At 71.8% G+C, this 22,891-nt stretch carries 19 protein-coding genes; 16 read left to right on the top strand and 3 right to left on the bottom strand.

Annotated elements, in window-relative coordinates:
* The first annotated feature begins 73 nt into the window (after window positions 1-73).
* From ACQEV1_RS38140 to ACQEV1_RS38115, 6 genes are all read left to right on the top strand, one after another.
* Window positions 74-1,003, top strand: a complete 930-nt coding sequence (locus ACQEV1_RS38140; RefSeq protein ID WP_285628734.1) for an LLM class F420-dependent oxidoreductase — start codon at window positions 74-76, stop codon at window positions 1,001-1,003.
* 90 nt (window positions 1,004-1,093) lie between these two features.
* On the top strand, window positions 1,094-1,828 hold the full coding sequence (locus tag ACQEV1_RS38135; protein WP_433401027.1) for a TetR/AcrR family transcriptional regulator: 735 nt from the start codon (window positions 1,094-1,096) through the stop codon (window positions 1,826-1,828).
* A gap of 42 nt (window positions 1,829-1,870) precedes the next feature.
* Window positions 1,871-3,310 (top strand): 3' terminal RNA ribose 2'-O-methyltransferase Hen1, encoded by a 1,440-nt coding sequence (locus ACQEV1_RS38130; RefSeq protein ID WP_433401024.1) that lies wholly within the window; start codon window positions 1,871-1,873, stop codon window positions 3,308-3,310.
* On the top strand, window positions 3,307-5,835 hold the full coding sequence (locus tag ACQEV1_RS38125; protein WP_433401021.1) for a polynucleotide kinase-phosphatase: 2,529 nt from the start codon (window positions 3,307-3,309) through the stop codon (window positions 5,833-5,835). Before ACQEV1_RS38130 ends, ACQEV1_RS38125 begins: the two co-directional genes overlap by 4 nt.
* Window positions 5,832-6,794 (top strand): hypothetical protein, encoded by a 963-nt coding sequence (locus tag ACQEV1_RS38120; RefSeq protein WP_433401018.1) that lies wholly within the window; start codon window positions 5,832-5,834, stop codon window positions 6,792-6,794. Before ACQEV1_RS38125 ends, ACQEV1_RS38120 begins: the two co-directional genes overlap by 4 nt.
* Before the next feature lie 74 nt (window positions 6,795-6,868).
* Window positions 6,869-8,224: a DUF2252 domain-containing protein gene (locus ACQEV1_RS38115; protein ID WP_433401015.1), complete on the top strand. Its 1,356-nt coding sequence runs from the start codon at window positions 6,869-6,871 to the stop codon at window positions 8,222-8,224.
* Window positions 8,225-8,291: 67 nt separating this feature from the next.
* Here ACQEV1_RS38115 and ACQEV1_RS38110 read toward each other — a convergent pair whose 3' ends face one another.
* Window positions 8,292-8,768 carry a nitroreductase/quinone reductase family protein gene (locus tag ACQEV1_RS38110; RefSeq protein ID WP_433401012.1) on the bottom strand — a complete coding sequence of 159 codons (477 nt, stop codon included), beginning with the start codon at window positions 8,766-8,768 and terminating at the stop codon, window positions 8,292-8,294.
* Window positions 8,765-9,544 (bottom strand): glucose 1-dehydrogenase, encoded by a 780-nt coding sequence (locus ACQEV1_RS38105; protein ID WP_433401009.1) that lies wholly within the window; start codon window positions 9,542-9,544, stop codon window positions 8,765-8,767. Before ACQEV1_RS38105 ends, ACQEV1_RS38110 begins: the two co-directional genes overlap by 4 nt.
* Window positions 9,545-9,688: 144 nt before the next feature.
* On the opposite strand from ACQEV1_RS38105, the gene ACQEV1_RS38100 reads away from it, so the two are divergent.
* A complete protein-coding gene (locus ACQEV1_RS38100; RefSeq protein WP_285628758.1) occupies window positions 9,689-10,333 on the top strand; it encodes a TetR/AcrR family transcriptional regulator in 645 nt (214 codons plus the stop codon).
* Window positions 10,334-10,545: 212 nt separating this feature from the next.
* On the opposite strand, the gene gndA is transcribed toward ACQEV1_RS38100, so the two are convergent.
* Window positions 10,546-11,970, bottom strand: a complete 1,425-nt coding sequence (gene gndA / locus ACQEV1_RS38095; protein WP_285628761.1) for an NADP-dependent phosphogluconate dehydrogenase — start codon at window positions 11,968-11,970, stop codon at window positions 10,546-10,548.
* A 377-nt stretch (window positions 11,971-12,347) separates the two neighbouring features.
* Here gndA and ACQEV1_RS38090 point away from each other — a divergent pair, with 377 nt between their 5' ends.
* The 9 genes from ACQEV1_RS38090 to ACQEV1_RS38050 all read left to right on the top strand — a co-directional run bounded on the left by ACQEV1_RS38090 (window position 12,348) and on the right by ACQEV1_RS38050 (window position 22,782).
* A complete protein-coding gene (locus ACQEV1_RS38090) occupies window positions 12,348-13,028 on the top strand; it encodes a nucleotidyltransferase domain-containing protein (RefSeq protein WP_433401005.1) in 681 nt (226 codons plus the stop codon).
* A complete protein-coding gene (locus ACQEV1_RS38085) occupies window positions 13,025-13,780 on the top strand; it encodes a nucleotidyltransferase domain-containing protein (protein ID WP_433401002.1) in 756 nt (251 codons plus the stop codon). Before ACQEV1_RS38090 ends, ACQEV1_RS38085 begins: the two co-directional genes overlap by 4 nt.
* A 20-nt stretch (window positions 13,781-13,800) precedes the next feature.
* On the top strand, window positions 13,801-15,729 hold the full coding sequence (locus ACQEV1_RS38080; RefSeq protein ID WP_433400999.1) for a serine/threonine-protein kinase: 1,929 nt from the start codon (window positions 13,801-13,803) through the stop codon (window positions 15,727-15,729).
* A 165-nt stretch (window positions 15,730-15,894) separates the two neighbouring features.
* Window positions 15,895-17,301: a lipase family protein gene (locus tag ACQEV1_RS38075; RefSeq protein WP_433400996.1), complete on the top strand. Its 1,407-nt coding sequence runs from the start codon at window positions 15,895-15,897 to the stop codon at window positions 17,299-17,301.
* A gap of 390 nt (window positions 17,302-17,691) precedes the next feature.
* Complete coding sequence (locus ACQEV1_RS38070) at window positions 17,692-18,786, top strand: sugar ABC transporter substrate-binding protein (protein ID WP_285628771.1); 1,095 nt, start codon at window positions 17,692-17,694, stop codon at window positions 18,784-18,786.
* Between the two features lie 61 nt (window positions 18,787-18,847).
* The gene (locus ACQEV1_RS38065; protein WP_285628774.1) at window positions 18,848-19,651 is read left to right on the top strand and encodes an ATP-binding cassette domain-containing protein; all 804 of its coding nucleotides are present in this window, start codon (window positions 18,848-18,850) and stop codon (window positions 19,649-19,651) included.
* Window positions 19,652-19,659: 8 nt separating this feature from the next.
* On the top strand, window positions 19,660-20,961 hold the full coding sequence (locus ACQEV1_RS38060) for a sugar ABC transporter permease (protein ID WP_285628777.1): 1,302 nt from the start codon (window positions 19,660-19,662) through the stop codon (window positions 20,959-20,961).
* Window positions 20,962-20,978: 17 nt separating this feature from the next.
* A complete protein-coding gene (locus ACQEV1_RS38055) occupies window positions 20,979-22,184 on the top strand; it encodes an ROK family transcriptional regulator (RefSeq protein WP_285581769.1) in 1,206 nt (401 codons plus the stop codon).
* Complete coding sequence (locus tag ACQEV1_RS38050; protein ID WP_433400990.1) at window positions 22,174-22,782, top strand: NUDIX domain-containing protein; 609 nt, start codon at window positions 22,174-22,176, stop codon at window positions 22,780-22,782. The genes ACQEV1_RS38055 and ACQEV1_RS38050 overlap by 11 nt, the downstream gene beginning before the upstream one ends.
* Window positions 22,783-22,891 lie beyond the last annotated feature (109 nt).

The raw sequence follows: 22,891 nt of genomic DNA, 5'->3' as shown, positions 1-22,891 counted from the left end.
CGGGCGGTCTCGCGTCCATGGGACGCGGACCCGGTGGTGCGGGCCGAGGCGGCGGGGGAGCAGGATGGGGACCATGCTTTTGCGGATCTTCACCGAGCCCCAGCAGGGCGCCGGATACGAAACCCTGCTCCGCGTCGCCAAGGCCACCGAAGAGTGCGGCTTCGACGCGTTCTTCCGCTCCGACCACTACCTGAAGATGGGGGACGTCAGCGGGCTGCCGGGTCCGTCGGACGCCTGGATCACCCTGGCCGGCCTGGCCAGGGAGACCCGGCGCGTCCGGCTGGGGACCCTGGTGACCGCCGCGACGTTCCGGCTCCCGGGCCCGCTCGCCATCTCCGTGGCGAACGTCGACGACATGAGCGGAGGGCGCGTCGAGCTGGGTCTGGGCACCGGCTGGTTCGACAGCGAGCACACGGCGTACGGGATCCCGTTCCCCGGCCTGGCCGAGCGGTTCGACCGTCTCGAGGAGCAGCTGGCGATCGTCACGGGCCTGTGGGAGACGCCCGAAGACCAGACGTTCGACTACCAGGGCACGTACTACCAGGTGACCGACTCCCCGGCCCTGCCGAAGCCGGCCCAGCGGCCGCGACCGCCGATCATCATCGGCGGGGTGGGCGCCAAGCGCACGCCCCGCCTCGCCGCGCGCTACGCCGACGAGTACAACGTGCCGTTCCACTCGATCGCCGACACCGGCGCGGCGTACGAGCGGGTGCGCGCCGCCGCCGAGAGCGGCGGACGGGAGCGCGGGCCGATCGTCCTGTCGGCCGCGCAGGTCGTCTGCTGCGGGCGTGACGAGGCCGAGCTTCGCCGGCGCGCCGACGCGATCGGCCGTTCGCTCGACGACCTGCGGGAGAACGGCCTGGCCGGCACCCCGGCCGAGATCGTCGACAAGATCGGCCGGTACGGCGAGCTCGGCGCCGAGCGGATCTACCTCCAGACCCTGGACCTGGAGGACCTGGACCACCTCGAGCTCCTCGCGAGCGACGTCCTTCCCCAGGTCTGACCGCCGCGACCGCGCCGGGGCAGGTGTCCCCGGCGCGGTCATGGGAACATCGTTCGCCACGGGCACGCCGTTCGGGAAGGGAAGTGTGCCATGACCGGGACGACCGAGATCCCACCTCCGCCGTGGCGGCGTCCCCAGAAGCCCGCGCGTCAGCGCCGGCCCCTCAGCCAGGAGCTCATCGTCGAAACGGCGATGCGGATCCTCGACGCCGAGGGCCTCGACGCGCTGAGCATGCGCCGGGTGGCGATGGAGCTCCAGACCGGCCCGGCGTCCCTGTACGCGCACGTCGCGAACAAGGACGAGCTGCTGGAGCTGATGATCGACCGGATCACCGGCGAGCTGGACGTGCCGGCCCCCGACCCGGACCGCTGGCAGGAACAGGTCGTCGAGGCGGGGATGGCGGCCCACCGGGTCTGGACCCGGCACCCCGGCATCGCCCGCGCCGCGCTCGCCAACATTCCCCTCGGCCCCAACGCCCTGCACTACACGGAGGCGATCCTCGCCCTCCTGCGCGCCGGGGGCGTGCCGGACGAGCGGGCGGGCATGTTCGTCGACCGGCTGTCGCTCTACATCCTCGCGGACGCCGTCGAGGACTCCCTGCACCGCGAACGCCGTACGGAGGAGGAGACGCGGCAGTACTACGAGCAGGTCCGCGACTACTTCCACAGCCTGCCGGCCGACCGCTTCCCGGTCATCACCTCGATGGTGGGCGCACTCGTCGACGGCGGCGGCGACGAACGCCTGCGGTACGGCCTGGAGCTCCTGGTCCGCGGCCTCGCCTCGTACGTGACCGGCCGGCGGGCTCCGGCCGACCGACCTGATTAATTCGATAGGTCCCTGTTCGCCGGGTCCGCGACACTGTCCGGTGTGCTTCTGACGATCACCACGACCGCGCGTCCGGCGACCGACCTCGGCTACCTCCTGGTCAAGCATCCCGGCCGGGTGCAGGCGTTCGAGCAGTCGTTCGGCACCGCTCACGTCTTCTACCCCGAGGCGGACGAGGACCGCTGCACGGCGGCGCTGCTGCTCGACGTCGACCCGATCAAACTGGCCCGCACCCGGCGGACGCCGGACCTGTCCCTCGGCCAGTACGTCAACGACCGGCCGTACGCCGCGTCGTCCCTGCTCGCGTCGGCGATGGCGAACGTCTTCCGCACGGCCATGCGCGGCCAGAGCCGGGAACGCCCGGAGCTGGCCGGCACCCCGATCCCGCTGCGGATCACGCTGCCCGCGCTGCCGTGCCGGGGCGGACCCGAGCTGGCCGCGAGCCTGTTCGCGCCGCTCGGCTGGCGGGTGGAGGCGTGCCCGGTCCCGCTCGACGAGGGGTTCCCCGAGTGGGGCGACTCGCGGTACGTCACCCTCACGATCGAGGGCGAGTCCACGCTCGCGGCCGCACTGAACCAGCTCTACGTCCTGCTGCCGGTCCTGGACGACTCCAAGCACTACTGGGTGGCCGCGGACGAGGTCGACAAGCTCGTACGCGCGGGCGAGGGCTGGCTCGCGGCGCACCCCGCACGGGCCCGGATCACCCGCCGCTACCTCGCGAACCGCCACCGCCTGGTCCGTACGGCCCTGGCCCGGCTCGCCGACGCCGACGACGCGCCCGACGACGCGCTCGACCGCCATCCCATCGACGAGGAGCCGCCGGTCGCCGACCCGACGGCCGCCGAGCCCGGGTCCGCCGAGCCGGCCGAGGACGTCGCCGCGCCGCCGGTGCCGCTCGCCGAACGCCGCGTCCAGGCCGTGCTCGACGCGCTGCGCGCCGAGCACGCCGCCACGGTCATCGACCTCGGCTGCGGGTCGGGCCGGCTGCTGTCCCGGCTGCTGCAGGAACCGTTCTTCGAGTTCGTGGCCGGCACCGACGTGTCCGCCCGCGCGATCGAGGCGGCCCAGCGGAGGCTGGCGCCGGGGCTGCTCCCGCGCGCCCAGGCGGACCGCCTCAACCTGTTCACGGCCGCGCTGACCTACGCGGACCAGCGTTTCCACGGGTACGACGCCGCGGTGCTGATGGAGGTCATCGAGCACGTGGACCCGCCCCGGCTCCCGGCCGTCGAACGCGTCGTCTTCGGCGACGCCGCGCCGCGCGTCGTGGTCGTGACCACGCCGAACGCCGAGTACAACGTGCGCTACGAGAACCTCACCGGCTTCCGCCACCCGGACCACCGCTTCGAGTGGACGCGCGCGGAGTTCGACGCGTGGACCGCGCGGGTGGCCGGGACGTACGGCTACCGGGTCCGCCACGTACCCGTCGGCGACGACGACCCGTCCGTCGGCGCGCCGACCCAGATGGGGGTGTTTATCCGATGACGGAGATCAGGCTTCCGGAGATGGGGCTCGTCGTCCTGGTCGGGGTGTCCGGCGCGGGCAAGTCCCACTTCGCGCGGCGGCACTTCGCCCCGACGCAGGTGGTCTCCTCCGACCACTGCCGGGCCCTCGTGTCCGACGACGAGAACGACCAGTCGGCCACCGCCGACGCCTTCGAGCTGCTGCACCACATCGTCCGCACGCGGCTGCGGCGCGGCCTGCTGACCGTGGTCGACGCGACCAACGTGCAGCCGGGACCGCGCGCCCAGCTCGTCCGGATCTCCAAGGAGCAGGACGTCCTGTCCGTCGCGATCGTGCTCGACGTGCCCGAGTCGGTGGCGAAGGCGCGCAACGCCGCCCGTACCGACCGCGACCTGCCCGAGCACGTCGTGCCCCGGCAGCGGCGCGAACTGCGGCGGGGCATGCGCGACCTGCACCGCGCCTTCCGGCGCGCGTACGTGCTGACGGGCGAGGAGATCGACGAGGCGACCGTCACGTACGAGCGGAGCTGGTCGGACAAGCGCGAGCTGACCGGCCCGTTCGACCTGATCGGCGACGTGCACGGCTGCCGGGCCGAGCTGGAGGAGCTGCTCACGAGGCTCGGCTACGTCATCGAACGCGACGCCCTCGGCCGTGCCGCCGGCGCCGCGCACCCGGACGGCCGTACCGCCCTGCTGCTCGGCGACCTCGTCGACCGTGGCCCGGACACCCCCGGCGTGCTCCGCCTGGCCATGGGCATGGTGAACGCGGGCACCGCGCTGTGCGTCCCCGGCAACCACGAGAACAAGCTCGTCCGCGCGCTGCGAGGCCGCCGCGTCACGGTCGCCCACGGGCTCGCCGAGTCGCTGGAGCAGCTCGCGGCCGAGCCGGAGGAGTTCCGCGCCGAGGCACTGTCCTTCATGGACGGGCTGGTCAGCCACCTCGTCCTCGACGGCGGGCGTCTCGTGGCCGCGCACGCCGGGCTGAAGGAGGAGTACCACGGCCGCGCGTCGGGCCGCGTGCGCTCCTTCGCCCTGTACGGCGAGACCACCGGCGAGACGGACGAGTACGGGCTGCCGGTGCGCTACGCCTGGGCGAACGACTACCGGGGCAGTGCGATGGTCGTCTACGGGCACACGCCGGTCGTCGAGCCGGAGTGGGTCAACAACACGCTGTGCCTCGACACCGGCTGCGTCTTCGGCGGCCGGCTCACCGCGCTGCGCTACCCGGAGAAGGAGATCGTCTCGGTCCCGGCGCACCAGGTCTGGTACGCGCCGGTCCGCCCGCTGGAGGCCGAGCCGCCGGCGTCGCGCGGCGGGCACCGCGAGTCGGGCGTCCTGCGGATCGAGGACGTCGAGGAGGCCGTCGAGACCCGGCTGATGGGCCGGGTCAACCTGCGCGCGGAGAACGTCTGGCCGGCGCTGGAGGCGATGAGCCGCTTCGCGGTGGACCCGCGCTGGCTGGTGTACCTGCCGCCCACGATGGCGCCCGCCGACACCTCGTCGCTGGAGGACCACCTGGAGCACCCGGCGGAGGCGTTCGCGGCGTACCGCAAGCAGGGCGTCGGCCAGGTCGTGTGCGAGGAGAAGCACATGGGGTCGCGTGCCGTCGTGGTCGTGACCCGGGACGCCGGCGTCGCCGCGGCGAGGTTCGGCGTGGACGACGGCACGACCGGCGCGGTCTACACCCGGACCGGGCGGCCGTTCTTCCCCGACCCGGAGCGGACCGAGACGTTCCTCGCGCGGGTGCGCGCGGCCGCCGGTTCCCTGTTCGAGGAGCTGGAGACCGGCTGGCTCGTGCTGGACTGCGAGCTGATGCCGTGGTCGGCGAAGGCGGTGGAGCTGCTGCGCCGGCAGTACGCCGCGACCGGCGCGGCGGCGCGTGCCGCCCTGCCGGCCGCCGCGGACGCCCTGGCCCGCGCCGAGGCGCGCGGCCTCGACGTCGGCGGCCTGCGCGACCGGATCGAGCGCCGGGAGGCGAACGCCGCGCTGTTCCGCGACGCGTACGCCCGCTACTGCTGGCCGGTGGAGGGGCTGACGGGGCTGCGGCTGGCCCCGTTCCAGGTGCTGGCGGGGGAGGGCGCCTCCTACGCCACGCGCGACCACCGGTGGCACCTGGAGGCCGCCGACCGGCTCGCCGCCGCCGACGACCTGATCGTCTCCACGCGGTCACGCGTCGTCGATCTGACCGGCGACGACGAGGCCGAGGCGGTCGGCTGGTGGCGGGACCTGACCGCGGCCGGCGGCGAGGGCATGGTGGTCAAGCCGCTGGGCCCGGCCCCGGAGGGACGGCTCGTACAGCCGGGCCTGAAGTGCCGCGGACGGGAGTACCTGCGGATCATCTACGGCCCCGACTACACCGAACCGGAACACCTCGAACGGCTGCGGCAGCGGTCCCTCGGCCGCAAGCGGTCGCTCGCGATGCGGGAGTACGCCCTGGGCCTGGAGTCCCTGGACCGCCTGGCCGCCGGCGAACCGCTGTGGCGCGTCCACCAGGCCGTCTTCGGCGTACTGGCCCTGGAGTCCGAGCCCGTGGACCCGCGGCTGTGAACGGGAACTGGTCACCGCCCATCCCCACGGGCGCCGACGCCGTCTCCGCCTGGCGCGAACTCGACCGTCAGACCCGGCGTGACCTGCTGCGGGGGACCGGTCCGCACGCCGACCCGGTCGTCGCGTGCGTCGCGGTCGGGTACGCGCGGACCATGCTCGGCGGACGCCGGCGCGCGCGCCGGCTGCGCCGCTCGTTCGTCTTCGCCCTGGCCGCCATCGCGTCGATGATCGCGGGGGCCTACCTCACCGCCCTGCTGCACCGGCCGGGGGTGGCCTCGGCCGTCCCCGTCGTCATCCTCGTGGCGGGGAGCGTCTGGTTCGTCCTCGGTACGACACGGCTCCGGCTGAGGCTCATCCGGATGGAGAACGTCAACGCGCCGGCGCTGCTCGCCGGTGAGGTGCCGGCACCGTGGACCGCGCCGTCCCCGGTCCAGGGAAGGCCGCTGACCATCGCCCATGACAGGCGAGCGACGTCGCTCGGGTACGCGCGGGCGTTCGCCGTGACCGGGGCCTGCGCGGTGGTCACGCCCCTCCTGCTGGGCTGGTTCGCCGCGCCCTTCCTGGTGCTGTGCGCGGTGTTGTGGCCGCTCATGGCCTACAACCTGATCCACTGGGTGCTGCCACGACGGCCGGTGCTCGTGCTGGACGGCGGCGGGGTGCGCTTCGGCACCGGAGTCGGCCTGCCCTGGTCCGCCATCACCGAGATCCGCGTCCATCCGCTCCGTACCGGGAACCGCCCGAACCCGCGGCACCGCGTCATCGCCTTCGTCTGCGCCGACCCCCGGGTACCGCTGGCGAGCCTGAAGGGGTTCCGGCGGGGCAACGCCCGGCGGTCGCTGACGTACTACGGCTCACCGCTCGCGGTGGCGAGCCGCAACCTGGACCACACGACGGAGGAGATCGTGGCGGCGGCCGTGGCCCTTCATCCGGTTCCGGTGCGCCGGTTCGCGCCGTCGTAGCGGGCCGGCGGATGTCGGTCAGGTGTCATCTCGGCGACTTCCTGCGCTCACCTGCCGCGTGTACGTCTGGTGGTATGAAGCCGACCGTCAGGTACGCCGCCGCGGTGACCGCGGCGCTCGCCGGAGTGGGCGCGCTCGTCACCGCGGCCCGGGCCCAGCCGCCGCTGACCCGCGATCCGGTCGTCCTCGTCTACGCGTCCGACCACGCGTTGCACGACCTGAACGCCGGAGCGACCGACGACGACCTGCGGACACGGACGGACCTGCTGGCGTCGAGCGCCTGGGCCTTCTTCCGCGGGACCTCGCCGCTCTTCTACCACGACCTCGGCGAACTGCCGCCCTCCGCGTACGCCACCGGCGGCGGCGACGTCTGGATCACCGGCGACGCGCACCCGGAGAACACCGGTGCCGACCGCGGGGCCGACAACGTCGAGCAGTACGCCGTCAACGACACCGATGACGCCTGGCGCGGCTCGTGGACCTGGGACCTGCGCCGCGAAGCCGTCGCGCTCGTCCTGGCCGGGCGGGCGGACGGCCGTAGCGAGAGCCAGATCGACACTGACGTCGACACCCTGGTGTCGGAGTACGCCCAGTGGATCGGCAGGTTCCACGGCACCGACGACGAGGCGGACTGGCGGCTCACCTCCGGCAACACCGCGCACCTGACGCAGTCGCTGATCGACAAGGCGGCGGCCGACAAGCGCGCGGACCTGCTGGCGAAGTGGACGACGCTGAACGGCGCCTTCAGGGCCGACCCGGAGCTGCAGACCGTGCCCGCCTCGACCCGCGCCGACCTCGTCGCCGCGGTCGCGGCGTACCGCACGACGGCGGCCGAGCCTCTGTCGGCGAGCGAGGCCAAGGTCAAGGACGTCCGGCGCCGCCTCGGCGCGGGCACGGGCAGCCTGGGCCGGTTCCGCTGGTACGTGCTGGTCGAAGGCGACACGTCCAGTCCGTCGGACGACCGGATCCTGGAGCTGAAGCAGGAGGTCGACCCCGCGCCGAAGACGCTCGCCCCGGCCACGACGTCCCTGACCGGCGGACAGCGCCCGGCCCTGGCACTGCGGTGGGAGGCCGACGAGTCCGACCCGCTGGCCGGCTGGGCGAACGCCGGGAACGTCCCGGTGCTGGTGAAGGAGAAGTCGCCGTTCGCGGAGGACCTGTCGATCGACGACCTGACGAGCTCGACGATCTGGGACGACTCGGTCCGCGACATCGCCCGGCTCCTGGCCGCCGCCCACTCACGGGCGGACCAGGACATCCCGGGCACCGGAGTGACCTACTCCGCCGACGCGGCGATCGACAAGGCGATCACCTCGGTACCGGGCCTGCAGGCGGAGACCCTCACGTTCGCCAAGAGCTACGCCGACCAGGTGACGAGCGACTGGCAGGCGTACGCCACCGCGAAGAACAGCGGCCGCCCCTTGTTCTGACCGCCCGCGTGTCATGACTGAGGGGGCTCAGCGCGGCCGCGGCGAAGGAGTTACCGGGTCCCCGCGATCACGGCCGAGGGCGGAAGCTGATGCGCATCAGCCGGCTGTCGGCCCAGTCTTCGAGCCGTGTCGGCCGGATGGTGCCGGGATCGTGGGGCTGATTGAGATCCGCGACGATCTCCGTCAGCACGGCCTGACGTTCGACTGGGTCGGTGACAGGCGTGGCCAGTGCGGGCAGATCTGCATGGGTCCCGTTCTTGAGGTGGAAGGTGAAGTTGGGATTGGCGAGAAGGTTCGCATGCCAGTCGGTCGCGGCACCGCCGGCGCCGCTACAGAGATAGGTGGTGCCCGCAGCTCGGTAGAAGAAGATCTCGATGCGGCGTGGCCGGCCGGTGCGGCGCCCCAGCGTCGTGATGTCGATGATCCGTTCTCTGGTGCCCGCGGCGGGGGTGATCTCAATGGCTTGCCGGATGTGATCGGGCAGGTGCGACAAAGACGCGTCCCGTGCGGAGTCGTTCGACCCGGTCGTGTCGGGAGTGCTCATGCGGTCGCGGCCTGAAGGGCGGGGCCGAGGAGGAGTCCACCGTCGATGACGTACTCCGACCCCGTGATGAACGACGCGTCTGATGACGTGAGGAACAGGAGAAGGCGGCTGACGTCGGTCGGCTCCCCGAGCCGAGGGATGGCGAACGGCTCGGGTGAGTAGAAGTCGGCGATCGCCGTGACTGCGCCGGCTGCTGGTTCTTGGATGAAGGGGGTCGCGATCACGCCGGGGTGGATGGTGTTCACCCGGATGTGGTCGCGGCCGAGTTCGAGTGCTGCCGTTCGGGTGAGGCCTCGCACGGCCCACTTGCTGGCGACGTACGGCGCGTAGTGAGCCGTGCCGCCCAGGCCCATGGTCGAGGCGACGTTGACGATGGCTCCCCCTGCTGCGCGGCGCAGAGCGGGGGCTGCGACCTTGATGCCGAGGAAGGTCCCTGTGAGGTTGATGTCGAGGATGCGCGACCACGTGGCCTGGTCCGTGTTCTCGATTGTCGCAGGCGGATTCTGCACGCCCGCGTTGTTGACGAGCACGTTCAGGGCACCGAAGGCGCTCTCGGCGGCTAGCACGGCGGCGGACCACGAGTTCTCGTCGGTGACGTCGAGGCGGGCGAAGCGAGCGCGGGTCCCGAGTTCGTCGGCGAGAGCGGCGCCGCGTTCCGCGTCGATGTCGCCGATCACCACGTTCGCTCCCTCCGCGTGAAAGGCGCGTACATGGCTCGAGCCCTGGCCGCCGGTCCCGCCGGTCACGAGCACGGTCTGGTCGTCGAAGCGGGGCATCGGATGTTCCTTCGGTACGTGGGTGACTGACCGGGATCATCAGTGATGAACGGCGGCCGATGGTGAGCCGAGTGACTCACCACTGCCCTGACGGTAGGCCGGGGGGAATGGCGAGTCAAGCCACTCACCTCGTATGCTCGGTCCATGAGCAAGGTCGTGACGACGTATCACCAGCGCGTCGCCCAGGAGAAGCGCGCGCTGATCGTGACGGCCGCGACCGCACTGTTTCTCGAGTTGGGCTACGACCGGACGTCGCTGGCGCGGATCGCAGAGCGCTCGGGCGTTTCGCGTGCCACCTTGTTCAAGCAGTTTCCGACCAAGGCTGCCCTGTTCGACGCCATCGTCACCGAGTCCTGGTCGACCGCTGACGAAGAGAAGCCTCCGCCGGCAGGCAACGTCATCGACGGGCTCAGCACCTTCGGTCGCCGCTACGCCGAGCTGTTGAGACGCCCCCAGATGACCAGCCTGTTCCGAATCGTCATCGCCGAGCTGCCGCGATTCCCCGAACTGGCCCATGCGCAGTTCTCGCACGGGAAGATGCCCTACTTCGAGTCCGTACGCAGCTACCTTCTAGCCGAGCACGAGGCGGGAACGGTGCGGATTGAGGACGTGGACCTCGCAGCCACGCAGTTCCTGGGCATGATTTCCAACTACGTCTTCTGGCCGACACTCCTAGTGCCGGGCTGGGAGGTGAGCACCGAACGCGTCGCTCAGGTGGTCGACGAGGCCGTCCGCACCATCGCGGCCCGGTACGCCGCGACTGGACCAGGGGCGTCCGCCAACGACTGATCCCGCCGACCGCGACTGAGTCTCGCTGTACCCGCGGGCCTGAGCTCGCGGATCTTTCCTGCCCTGTCCGGTCAGCCGAGACTGGTGATCCTCGGGCGGGAAGTGCAGCTCGGCAACGGTTATGCCGACCTTGTCGCGGTGGACGCCTACACCGGACGACCGGCGTGACCCCTGGCCGGGCGCCGGGCGGGCGGGCGGCCGGGGGTGCCGGGTCAGTCGGCGGAGACCTCGCGGCGGTCTTCCGACCACAGTGTGTGGAAGACGCCCTCGCGGTCCACGCGGCGGTACGTGTGGGCGCCGAAGAAGTCGCGCAGGCCCTGGATCAGTGACGCCGGTCCGCGTTCGCGGCGGAAGCCGTCGTAGTAGGCCAGCGACGCCGAGAACGCCGGTGTCGGGACGCCGAGGTCGACCGCGGTGTGCACGACCTTGCGCCACGCGTCCTGGGCGTTCGCGACCGCGTCGCGGAAGTAGTCGTCCAGCAGGAGGTTCGGCAGCTCCGGGCTGCGTTCGTACGCCTCCTTGATGCGGTCGAGGAAGCGCGCCCGGATGATGCAGCCGCCGCGCCAGATGGTGGCGAGCGTGCCCGGGTCGACGTTCCAGTCGTACTCGTCGGAGGCCGCGCGCATCTGCTCGAAGCCCTGCGCGTACGCGACCACCTTGGAGGCGTACAGCGCGTCGCGTACGGCGTCCACGAAGCCGTCCGGGGCCGAACCGCCGGACGGGCCGGGCAGGATCGCGGCGGCGCGCGTGCGCTGGTCCTTGCGGGCCGACAGCGCGCGGGCGTACACGGCCTCGGTGATCGCGGTGACCGGTACGCCGAGCTCCAGCGCCGACTGCGCGGTCCAGCGGCCGGTGCCCTTCTGCTCGGCCTCGTCGAGGATCACGTCGACGAGCGGACGGCCCGTCGCGGCGTCGGTGTGGCCGAGCACCGTCGCGGTCGTCTCGATGAGGAACGACTCCAGGTCCCCCTCGTTCCACTGCCGGAAGATCTGCCCGATCTCCGGCGCGGACAGGCCGGCGGCGCTCGTGAGCAGGTCGTACGCCTCGGCGATGAGCTGCATGTCGGCGTACTCGATGCCGTTGTGCGCCATCTTGACGTAGTGGCCCGCGCCGTCGGGGCCGATGTGCGCGGCGCACGGCGTGCCGTCCACCTGCGCCGCGATCGTGGTGAGGATCTCCGCGACCGGGGCGTACGCGTCGTCGGGGCCGCCGGGCATGATGCTCGGGCCGTTCAGCGCGCCCTCCTCACCGCCGGAGACGCCGGTGCCGAGGAAGTGCAGGCCGCGCTCGGCCAGTGCCTTCTCCCGCCGCCGCGTGTCCTCGAAGTGGGAGTTGCCGCCGTCGATCAGGATGTCGCCCTTGTCGAGCAGCGGCACCAGCTCGTCTATCACCGCGTCGACGGGCCCGCCCGCCTTCACCATGATCACGATCCGGCGCGGCCGGTCGAGCGAGGCGACGAAGTCCTCCAGCGAGGTCGCCGGCGTGAAGTCGCCCTCGTCCCCATAGCGCTCGATCAGATGCTTCGTCCGGCTCTCACTGCGGTTGTGCACGGCCACCGGGAATCCGTGGCGCGCGATGTTGCGCGCGAGGTTCTGCCCCATGACGGCGAGGCCGGTGACACCGATCTGACTTCCCACATCATCACCCCGTGCCCAGGTTAGCCGCTCCGGCCCATGAGGCCGCGGACGCCGTCCGTGGGCCGACCCGGCCGGGAGGGCGAATGGCTTTCCAAGGCGCATGCCGCATCTCGAAGAATAGGAAGCTGGAACGTCGTATCGTGCGTTGACAGTCGTATTTCCGCGCGTTCTGACTGGCTACCGGCGGTATGCGCCGCGTGCCGGGGCCGCACACGGCGGGGCTCGGCCTCTTCGTCCCGGCGCTTACCCGCCGCGAGTGGCGCCACCGGGTCGCGGTGCCGGTCCGGCGATCGCCCGCGCGGGCCCATCGCGGAAAGTCAGGATTTTTGAGCAAATAACGTTGGCCACACCGGCGATCTCCGACAGGCTTTCCCCTCGTGGATGATCTCTCGTTGGTGCGCGACCACACGGTGCTGTCCGTCGTGGTCGGCTCCCGCGCGTACGGTCTCGCCACGGAGGCCAGCGACGTCGACCGGCGCGGGGTGTTCGTCGCGCCGACACCGCTGTTCTGGGGGTTCGTCAAGCCGCCGACGCATGTGGACGGGCCGGACGCCGAGCGCTTCTCCTGGGAGCTGGAACGCTTTCTCGGGCTCGCGCTGGAGGCCAACCCGACCGCGCTGGAGTGCCTCTGGTCGCCCCTCGTCGAGAAGGTCACCGAGCGGGGAGAGGAACTGCTCGCCCTGCGCTGGGCCTTCCTGTCCCGGCGCGCGCACCGGACGTTCCTGCGGTACGCCGACAGCCAGTTCCGGAAGCTGGCCGGCGATCTGCGCACCCGTGGCGAGCCGCGCTGGAAGCACGTGATGCACATGCTGCGCCTGATGATCAGCGGACGGCACCTCCTGGCGCACGGGGAGCCGCTCGTCGGTGTGCCGGAGCACCGGGAGCGGCTGCTCGCGGTACGCCGGGGCGAGGTGCCGTGGGCGGAGATCGAGGCCTGGCGGGAGTCGCTGACCCGCGAGCTGGACGCGGCCGTGGAGCGCAGCGCGCTGCCCGCCGAGCCGGACCGGGCGCGGGTGGAGGACTTCCTGGTCTCGGTACGGCGGAGGGGCGCGCGATGACCCGTACGCTGCCGTCCTGGCTCGGCGAGGTGACCGGCGACGTGGTGTTCGCGACGGTCAGCGGCGCACACCTGTACGGGTTCCCGTCCGTCGACTCCGACGTCGACCTGCGCGGCGTCCACCTGATGCCGATCGAGGACGTCGTCGGCCTGCGGACCGGAGCCGAGACCATCGACCGCACCTGGACGCGCGACGGCGTGGAGGTCGACCTCGTCACGCACGACCTGGCCAAGTTCGCCCGCCTGCTGCTGCGCCGCAACGGCTACGTGCTGGAACAGCTCCTCTCGCCGCTCGTCGTCGCCTCCTCACCGCTGCACGAGGAACTGGTCGCGCTCGCGCCGGACTGCCTGACACGTCACCACGCGCACCACTACCTCGGCTTCGCGCGCACGCAGTGGGGGTTCTTCGAACGCACCGGAGAGCTCAAGCCGCTGCTCTACACGTTCCGCGTGCTGTCCACCGGCATCCACCTCATGCGGACGGGTGAGGTCGTCGCCGACCTGACCGCCCTCGGCCACGCGCCGGCGTACGTGCCGGAGCTCGTCGCGGCCAAACGTGAGGCCGAGCACGGCACGCTGCCCCCGGACGCGCCGGGCCGCGAACGCCTCGCCGCCGACGTCAACGCGATGACGGCGCGGCTGGAGGAGGAGCGGGACCGCTCGCCGCTGCCCGAACAGGCCACCGCCGAACCGGCGCTGCACGACCTCGTCGTACGCGCACGTCTTGGCCGTCCGCACGTTAGCTCTCGGTAGCAAGGGTAAATCGGTACGTCGTGGACACCCCCCGTCTACTCAAGAACCGGTATCGGCTCGGCAGCGTCATCGGGCGTGGCGGCATGGGCGTGGTCTGGCTCGCCTCCGACGAGGTGCTCGACCGCAGGGTCGCGGTGAAGGAGGTCGTCTTCCCGCCCGGCCTGCCCGAGGACGAACAGCAGACGCTGCGCCGCCGTACGCTCCGCGAGGCGCGGACCAACGCGCGGCTCAACCACCCCAACGTCGTCGGCCTGTACGACATCGTCGAGGACGAGGACCGGCCGTGGATCGTGATGGAGTACGTCCCGTCGCGGTCGCTCGCCGAGACCGTGCGCGCCGACGGTCCCTTCACCCCGGAGCGCGCGGCCGCGATCGGCCTGCAACTCCTCGGCGGCCTGCGGGCGGCGCACGCGGCGGGCGTCCTGCACCGCGACGTGAAGCCGAGCAACGTCCTGCTCGCCGAGGACGGACGGGTCGTGCTCGGCGACTTCGGGATCGCCACCGCCAAGGGCGGCTCGACCGTGACCTCGTCGGGCGTGCTCATCGGCTCGCCGTCGTACATGGCGCCCGAACGGGCGCGCGGGCACAAGGCGGGACCGGAGTCGGACCTGTGGTCCCTCGGCGCCACGCTGTACACGGCCGTGGAGGGCCGCCCGCCGTTCGACCGCGACAGCTCGGTTGCCACCCTCGCCGCGCTCGTCATGGACGACCCGGACGAACCCGAACGCGCGGGCCCGCTGTGGCCGCTGATCCGCGCCCTGCTCCAGCGTGACCCGTCGGCCCGCCCGTCCGTCGACACCGTCGCCGAACGCCTGCGCGAGATCGCCGATGGCGCCGCCGCCGAGCAGCCCGTACGGGAGGGCGTGGAGCCCGTCCAAGGCGAGGAGCGGGCGAAGCCGGCCAAGCGCGGCCGCCGGCCGGCCCGCGGCCGGCGGTCCGGCGGCATCACGCCCGTCGGGCCACCCTCGTCAGAGGGACCGTCCCCCTCGGAGGACTCCGCATCGCAGGACTCCCTTCCGAGCGAGGCCGTCCCGCGCCCGGTACCCGACGGGTACCCGGTGGCGCCCTCGCCGTCCGACCGCGTCGAGCCCCCGGACGAGCCGCGGGACCTCGCCGCGCCGGTGGCGAGCGAGGACACGGGGACCACCGAGGCCACAGGGGCGACACCGGACCGATCGCCGGAACCGGCGACCGCCGACGCGGCGACGACCGGAACGGCCGGGCTGGACGCGGCGACGGTCGGCACCGTCCCGGCCACCGGCCACCACCCGTCCCGGCGCGCGCGGGCCGGCCTGATGGCCGCCGCCGGAGTGGTCGCCGTGGCCCTGCTGGCCTGGGCCGCCGTCGCCGTGTTCGGCGGCGGGAACGCCCACGACCGCCGGTCCGCGAGACACGCGGGCACGACGCCGAGCCACGCGTCGGCGAGCCCGTCCTCCACGGGGTCGCCGTCGGCGTCATCGCCCGCGGCGACCGCCTCCCCGACGACGTCGCCCACCGCCGTCGTCCTCCCGGACGGCTATCACTGGCATCACGACGACACGGGCTTCTCGATCGCCGTACCGGACGGCTGGACGGCCAAGCACCACGGCCACTACCTGTACGTGGAGGACCCGCACAGCTCGCGGATCCTCATCGTCGACCAGTCGGACCATCCCAAGTCCAACCCGCTGGCCGACTGGAAGGAACAGGAGGCCGCCCGGCGCGGCGGTTTTTCGGACTACCACCGGGTGCGCCTGGAATCGATCGACTATCCGCAGTCCCGCAAGGCCGCCGACTGGGAGTTCACCTACCGGGGCTCGAGCGGCCGTACGCACGTGCTCAACCGGAACATCCTGGCCAACGGCAAGCACGCCTACGCCTTGTACTGGCAGGTGCCGGACAGCCGCTGGAAGGCGAGCAAGTCCATCTTCGAGGCCTTCGCCACGACATTCCGCCCCGCCAAGGACTGAGGCAGCTCCGCCATTATCCGAGATTGATGGATCAACAGGTAAAAATCGGCAACAGATTAGTGACTCGGCCGAAGTTACCCACGCGTAACCTACTGGTGAGTTACTCGCGACGGCAGGCGCTGTTAATTTGCGGCCACTTCCCCGTAGCAGAGCGAGGAGAGCCCTGTGCGTCGCATCGCCCCCCGTCTCCGTGCCCCCATCGATCCGACCTCTCCGGCGGCCTTCGCCGGCGTCCGGCGAAGGCCGGGCGGCGGAAGAGTCCTGGCCGTCATCGCGGCCGTCGCGGCATGCGTCGGCCTGACCGCCGCACCCTCGTCCGCCTCCGTCGTGTCGCCCGGCGAGGTGTCCCGCGGGGTGACCATCCCGGCCTTCTACGACCCGCCCGCCACGCTGCCGTCCGCCAACGGCGCGCTGGTCCGCACCGAGCCCCTGCCGCTCGGCCTGAGCCTGCCGGGCCTGGACGGCCGTCCGCTGCCGGGCACGGCGACCCGGCTGATGTACAGGTCCACCGACGCGAACGGGCGGCCGGTCGCGGTGACCGGCGCGTACATCGAGCCCTCGGCCGCCTGGCACGGCGGAGGCTCCCGGCCGCTGGTGGCCTTCGCCTCGGGCACGATGGGCCAGGGCGACCAGTGCGCGGCCTCGATGGCGCTGCAGTACCCGCTGAACCTGACCGGCCAGACGCTGTCGGTCGGCTACGACGACCTCGCCATCTACCGGCTGCTCTCCACCGGTGCGGCGGTCGTCGTCACCGACTACGTCGGCCTCGGCGCGACCGACCGGCTGCACACCTACGTCGACCGCCTCGACCAGGGGCACGCGCTGCTGGACGCGGCCCGCGCGGCGCACGCCGTACCGGGAGCGTCGATCACCGGCGCCTCGCGCGTCGGCCTGTACGGCTACAGCCAGGGCGGCGGCGCCAGCGCCGCGGCCGCCGAGCTGCAGCCCTCGTACGCGCCGGACGTGAACCTGGCCGGCACCTACGCCGGCGCCCCGCCCGCCGACCTGACCTCGACCATGAAGGGCATCGACGGCAGCGCGCTCGCCGGTGCGCTCGGCTGGGCGATCAACGGCTTCACCCAGTCCGACCCCGCCCTGAAGACCATCCTCGACGCCAACACCAACGCCGCCGGCAAGGCCGCGCTGCAGGACCTGTCGACCATGTGCATCGGAGAGGCGATCCTCACCTACGGGTTCGCCACGAGCACCAAGTGGACCACCAGCGGCCAGTCCATCGCCGCCGTCATCGCGGCCAACCCGTCGGCGCAGGCCGAACTCGACGCGCAGCGCATCGGCACGCTCAAGCCCGCCGGTCCCGTACGGCTGGCCACCGGCACCCAGGACGACATCGTCCCGCACGCCCAGGCCCGGCAACTGGCGGTGGACTGGTGCCAGAAGGGCGGCAACGTCACCTACCAGCCCCTCGTCCTGCCGAACCTGGGGGACAAGATCCTCACCAACCACCTCACCCCGCTGATCACCGACCAGGGCGACGCGGTGTCCTGGCTCACCGACCGCCTGTCCGGCAAGGCGGCCACCTCCAACTGCTGGACGATGCCCGTCCAGCCCTGACGCGGGAGCGGCGCCCCCGGGCCCACGGTCCGGGGGCGCTCACCCGAAGCGGTAATCCGCCGTTTCGGTCACGCATCGTCACCGCCGGGCGATCCTCGTCGCCGGACCGCACCACCTCTCGCCGCCGGCCGTCCAGAGTCCCTTTCTGTCCTACGTTGTCATCGCATACGGCCTGCGGAAACGTCGCCAACCGTGGCCTGTCCTGGGCACCCTTGACCCGTCATCGCGAACCGCGACGTATCGGTCTCGGAGAGTTATGTGACGATCAGATTTCGATGTCGTAACCGTCCCGTGTCTCCACCTTTCGGGCCCTATACGCGGCAGCTCACGAGGAATACGTTGTGCGGCCAAACAAACTGTTTCCTTGGGGAGCTCGGAGAAGGTGTCGACGTGAGACTGAAGCGCACGGCGTGTATCGCGGCGATCGCTGCCATGGCCACCGCGGGCCTCGCGGCCTGCGGCAGCGGAGATGACAACAAAGGCAAGACCACAGGCTCCGACAGCGGCAAGATCAAGGGCAAGGTCGGGATCATCCTTCCCGACACCAAGTCCTCCGTCCGCTGGGAGAACTTCGACCTTCCTGTCCTGACCCAGGCGTTCAAGCAGGCCGGCATCCCCGCCGACATCCAGAACGCGGAGGGCGACAAGCAGCGCATGCAGACGATCGCCGACCAGATGATCACGAACGGCGTGACCATCCTCGCGATCGTCAACCTCGACTCCGCCTCCGGCGCCCAGATCGAGAGCAAGGCCAAGCAGCAGGGCGTCCAGACGATCGACTACGACCGGCTGACGCTCGGCGGCTCCGCGGACTACTACGTGTCCTTCGACGGCACGCAGGTCGGCCGCGTCCAGGGCCAGGGCCTGCAGAAGTGCCTGGGCGACAAGAAGTCGAACATCGTCTACCTCGACGGTTCCCCGACCGACAACAACGCCACTCTCTTCAAGAACGGCGCGCACGAGGTCCTCGACAAGGTGACCAACTACACCAAGGTCGCCGAGCAGGCCGTGCCCGACTGGGACAACCAGAAGGCCGCGACCATCTTCGAGCAGATGTACACGCAGCAGAACGGCAAGATCGACGGCGTGTACGCCGCGAACGACGGCCTCGGCCAGGCGGCCATCTCGATCCTGAAGAAGAACGGCGTGGCCGGCAAGGTGCCGGTCACGGGCCAGGACTCCACGCCGCAGGGTCTGCAGAACATCCTCGACGGCACCCAGTGCATGACGGTCTACAAGCCGAACCGTCAGGAGGCCGACAGCCTCGTCAAGGTCGTCACCGCGCTGGCCAAGGGCCAGAAGCCGCAGACCAACGGCACGGCCGACGACCCGACCGGCAAGCGGCAGGTGCCCTCGATCCTGCTCCAGCCGATCGGCATCTTCAAGGACAACATCAAGCAGGTCATCACCGACGGCGGCGTCAAGGCCTCCGACGTGTGCAAGGGCGGCTACGCCGCCAAGTGCAAGGCGGCCGGCATCCAGTGACCGTCATGGGGCGCCCGCCGGAGCGGGCGCCCCGTTCGCCGTCCTAGGGGGAACGAAAACGTTGTCCGAGAACCAAACGCCGTCCGAGAACGGCACCCCCACGCTCGAACTCGTGGGGATCAACAAGAGCTTCGGAGCCGTGCACGTGCTCCACGACGTCAGCCTCGCCGTTCATCCCGGCCAGGTGACCGCGCTGGTCGGTGACAACGGCGCGGGTAAGTCGACCCTCATCAAGTGCATCGCCGGGATCCACCCGATCGATTCGGGCAGCGTCATGTTCGAGGGGCGTCCGGTGAGCATCGGCAGTCCGAAGGACGCCGCGGCCCTCGGCATCGAGATCGTCTACCAGGACCTCGCGCTCGCCGACAACCTCGACATCACCCAGAACATGTTCCTGGGGCGCGAGCGCAAGAAGGGCCTCGTCCTCGACGAGGCGTCGATGGAGCAGTCCGCTCGTGAGACGCTCGCGCGGCTGTCGGTGCGCACCGTCAAGTCGGTCCGCCAGCAGGTGGCCAGCCTGTCCGGCGGCCAGCGGCAGACCGTGGCGATCGCCAAGGCCGTGCTGTGGGAGTCGAAGGTGGTCATCCTCGACGAACCGACCGCCGCCCTGGGCGTCGCGCAGACGCGGCAGGTGCTCGACCTGGTCCGGCGGCTCGCCGAGACGGGTCACGGCGTGATCCTGATCTCGCACAACATGAACGACGTGTTCGAGGTCGCGGACCGCATCACCACGCTCTACCTGGGACGGGTCGCGGCCGACGTCGCCCGCTCCGACGTGACGCACAGCCAGGTGGTGGAACTCATCACCACGGGCCGGTCCGGTGACCTCGGACTCGCGCCCGCGACCGCCGCCGAAAGCATCTGAGGTTCACCATGTCCACAGACACCCCCCAGCCTGCCGAGACGGTCGAGGACACCCCGCCCGCCGCGGACTCGGCCGACTCCGCGTTCTCCGCCGACACCCGTGTCCAGACGGTGTCCACGGCGTTCAGCGACTACGGGGCGCGCCTGCGCTCCGGCGACCTGGGCTCGCTGCCCGCCGTCTTCGGGCTCGCGGTCCTGGTCATCCTGTTCTACGGCCTGCGTCCCGAGACGTTCCTGTCCAAGCTCAACCTGGCGAACCTGCTGACCCAGGCGATGCCGGTCGCGATCCTCGCGATGGGCCTGGTCTTCGTCCTGCTGCTCGGAGAGATCGACCTGTCCGCGGGCGTCGCGAGCGGCTCGTCCGCGGCGGTGATGGGCAAGCTGCTCATCGACGGCGGTGTGAACTGGATCGTCGCCGTCATCGCCGCTCTGGTGACCGGCCTGATCATCGGCGGGGTCATCGGCGCGCTCGTCGCCATCGTGCGCATCCCGTCGTTCGTCGTCACACTGGCCTTCTTCCTAGGGCTCCAGGGCATCGCCCTGAAGCTCATCGGCGAAGGCGGCACGGTGCCGGTGCACGACAACGTGATCATCGCGCTGGCGAACAAGAACATGCCGGTCTGGCTCGGCTGGACGCTCGCGGTGGTGTGCGTCGTCCTGTACGCGGGCTTCCAGCTCCTGCGGCAGCAGCGGCAGGCGGCCAAGGGCCTGTCCCGGCAGCCGATGGCCCTCGTCCTGGCGCGCATCATCGTCATCGCGATCATCCTCATCGGCGCGACCGCCGTGCTGAACCAGAACCGGGCGCGCGTGTCGACCATCTTCCTGGGCGGCGTGCCGTGGGGCGTGCCGCTGGTCGCCGTCCTGTTCATCATCTGCACGTTCGTGCTGCAGCGCACCACGTACGGTCGGCACGTGTACGCGGTCGGCGGCAACGCCGAGGCGGCGCGCCGCGCGGGCATCAGCGTGACGGGCATCCGGATGTCGGTGTTCATGATCGGCTCCACGCTCGCCGCCATCAGCGGCATCGTCCTCGCCTCGCGCCTCGGCTCGGTCACGCCCGACGCCGGTGCCGGCAACACGCTGCTGTACGCGGTCGGCGCGGCCGTCATCGGCGGCACCAGCCTGTTCGGCGGCAAGGGCAAGGCGCGTGACGCCCTCATCGGCGGTCTCGTCATCGCGACCATCGACAACGGCCTCGGCCTGCTGGGCGCCAAGGCGTACCTCAACTACCTGATCACCGGTGGCTTCCTCCTGCTCGCCGCGAGCATCGACGCGCTGGCCCGGCGTCGCCGCTCCGCGACCGGCCGCTGATCCCCGGAAGCGATCCCGTGACGCGTCGACGCATCCGCGGGTCGACCCAGGACGACGTGCGCCGGCACAATCTCGGCACGATCCTCACCGAGGTGCACCGGCACGGTCACCGGTCGCGTGCCCTGCTCACCGCGGAGATGGGGTTGAACCGGAGCACCATCGGCGACCTGGTCGCCGAACTGACGGAGGCCGGGCTCGTCCTGCAGCGCTCAGCGAGCGCCCAGGGGCGGGCCGGCCGCCCGTCGCTGGAGGTGGTGCCCTTCCCGGAGGGCGTGTACGTCCTGGCGGTCGACCTGGGCGTACGGCACCTGGCCGTGGCGAGGGTCGGGCTCGGCGGCGACGTGCTCGACCGCGTCGACGTCGAGCCCGAGCGCGACTGGAGCGATCTGGACGTCACCGTCGAGGCGATCGCCGACACGTGCGACCGGTTGCGCCGGGCGGCCCCGTCCGGTGCCCGGTGCGTGGGGGTCGGGCTGTCCGTGCCGGGCGTGGTCCGGCACGAGGACGGCCTGCTCCGGTTCGCGCCGAACCTCGGCTGGACCGACGTGCCGTTCGGCGCTCGGCTGGGGGAGCGGCTGGACCTCCCGGCCGTGATCGCCAACGACGCCGACCTGGGCGCGCTGGCCGAGCACTGGCGTGGCGCGGCCGCCGGGTACGAGCACGTCGTCGTGATGTCCGGCGAGATCGGCATCGGCGGCGGCATCCTCGTCGGCGGACGCCCCCTCCGCGGCCGGGGCGGGTACGCGGGGGAGATCGGTCATCTCCGGGTGAATCCCGACGGCCGGCTCTGCCGGTGCGGCTCGACCGGATGCCTGGAGACCGAGGTCGGTGCCGACGCGTTGCTGCGGGAGGCCGGCCGCCGCCCGGGCAGCGGCATGGACGCCTACCGCGACGTGCTGGCCAAGGCCGCCGCGGGAGAGCGTGACTGCGTGGCGGCCGCCGCCCGCGTCGCGAACTGGCTCGGCGTGGGCGTCGGCATCCTCGTGAACACCTTCAACCCCGACATCGTCATCCTCGCGGGCCCGCTCGGTGAGCTGTACCAGGCGACCGCGGACACCGTGGCGGAGGCGGCCGCGCAGTCGTCACTCGTGGCGCCGCGCGAGCAGGTGCGCCTGGCCGCCTCGGCGCTCGGCCCCGACGCCCAGATCGTCGGCGCCGCCGAACTGGCCTTCGAACCCCTCCTCGAAGACCCGATCGGTACCCTCAGCCGTCATGCCGCCTGAGTCGCCGCCCGTCCCGTACGAGCCGGCGGACCCGAGGGCCCGGCTCGTGGCCCTGCTCGACCGGCTCCGGCCCGCCGACGGCACCGAGGCCGCGCACCGCCGGTACGCACGGGAATGGGCGGCCGGCGGCGCCCCGCTCTACCGGGTCCGCAAGCCGGACGTGCCGGCCGTCCACCTGGTCGCGTACTTCACCGTCGTCGACCCGCGTACGGGCCGTCTCCTGCTGACCGACCACCGGGGCGCGGGACTGCGGCTGCCACCGGGCGGCCACGTCGAGCCGGCCGACCGCGACCCGTGGGCCACGGTCGCCCGCGAGTGCCGGGAGGAGCTGTTCGTCGAGGCGGCCCCGCTGGAGCCCACCGGCCGGACGCCGTTCTTCGTCTCCGTGGCACGAACGCGCGGCGCCGGCAGCCACACGGACGTCTCCCTCTGGTACGCCGTCCAGGCGCGGCCCGAGGAGATCACCCGATACGACACGCGGGAGTTCGCCGGGATCGGCTGGGTGACGCCGGGGGAGGCCCGCGCCCTGCCGCCGGCGACCACCGACCCGAATCTCGGGCGCGCCGTACGCGGCCTCACCACCCTTCTGGGAGCGTGACCGTCCCGGGTGGGGCAGGGGGCTGACGCACAGGCCCACCGTCCGGCGGCGCGCTCACCGCGAACGAGGCTCGACCTCCCCGCGGGTCGGCCGCGCGGCACCGCCGCCC

This window comes from Actinoallomurus sp. CA-142502 (genome assembly GCF_050936355.1).
GTDB lineage: Bacteria > Actinomycetota > Actinomycetes > Streptosporangiales > Streptosporangiaceae > Actinoallomurus > Actinoallomurus iriomotensis.
Note: the sequence above shows the minus strand (reverse complement) of the source record. Positions and strands in the feature narration are given on the sequence as shown.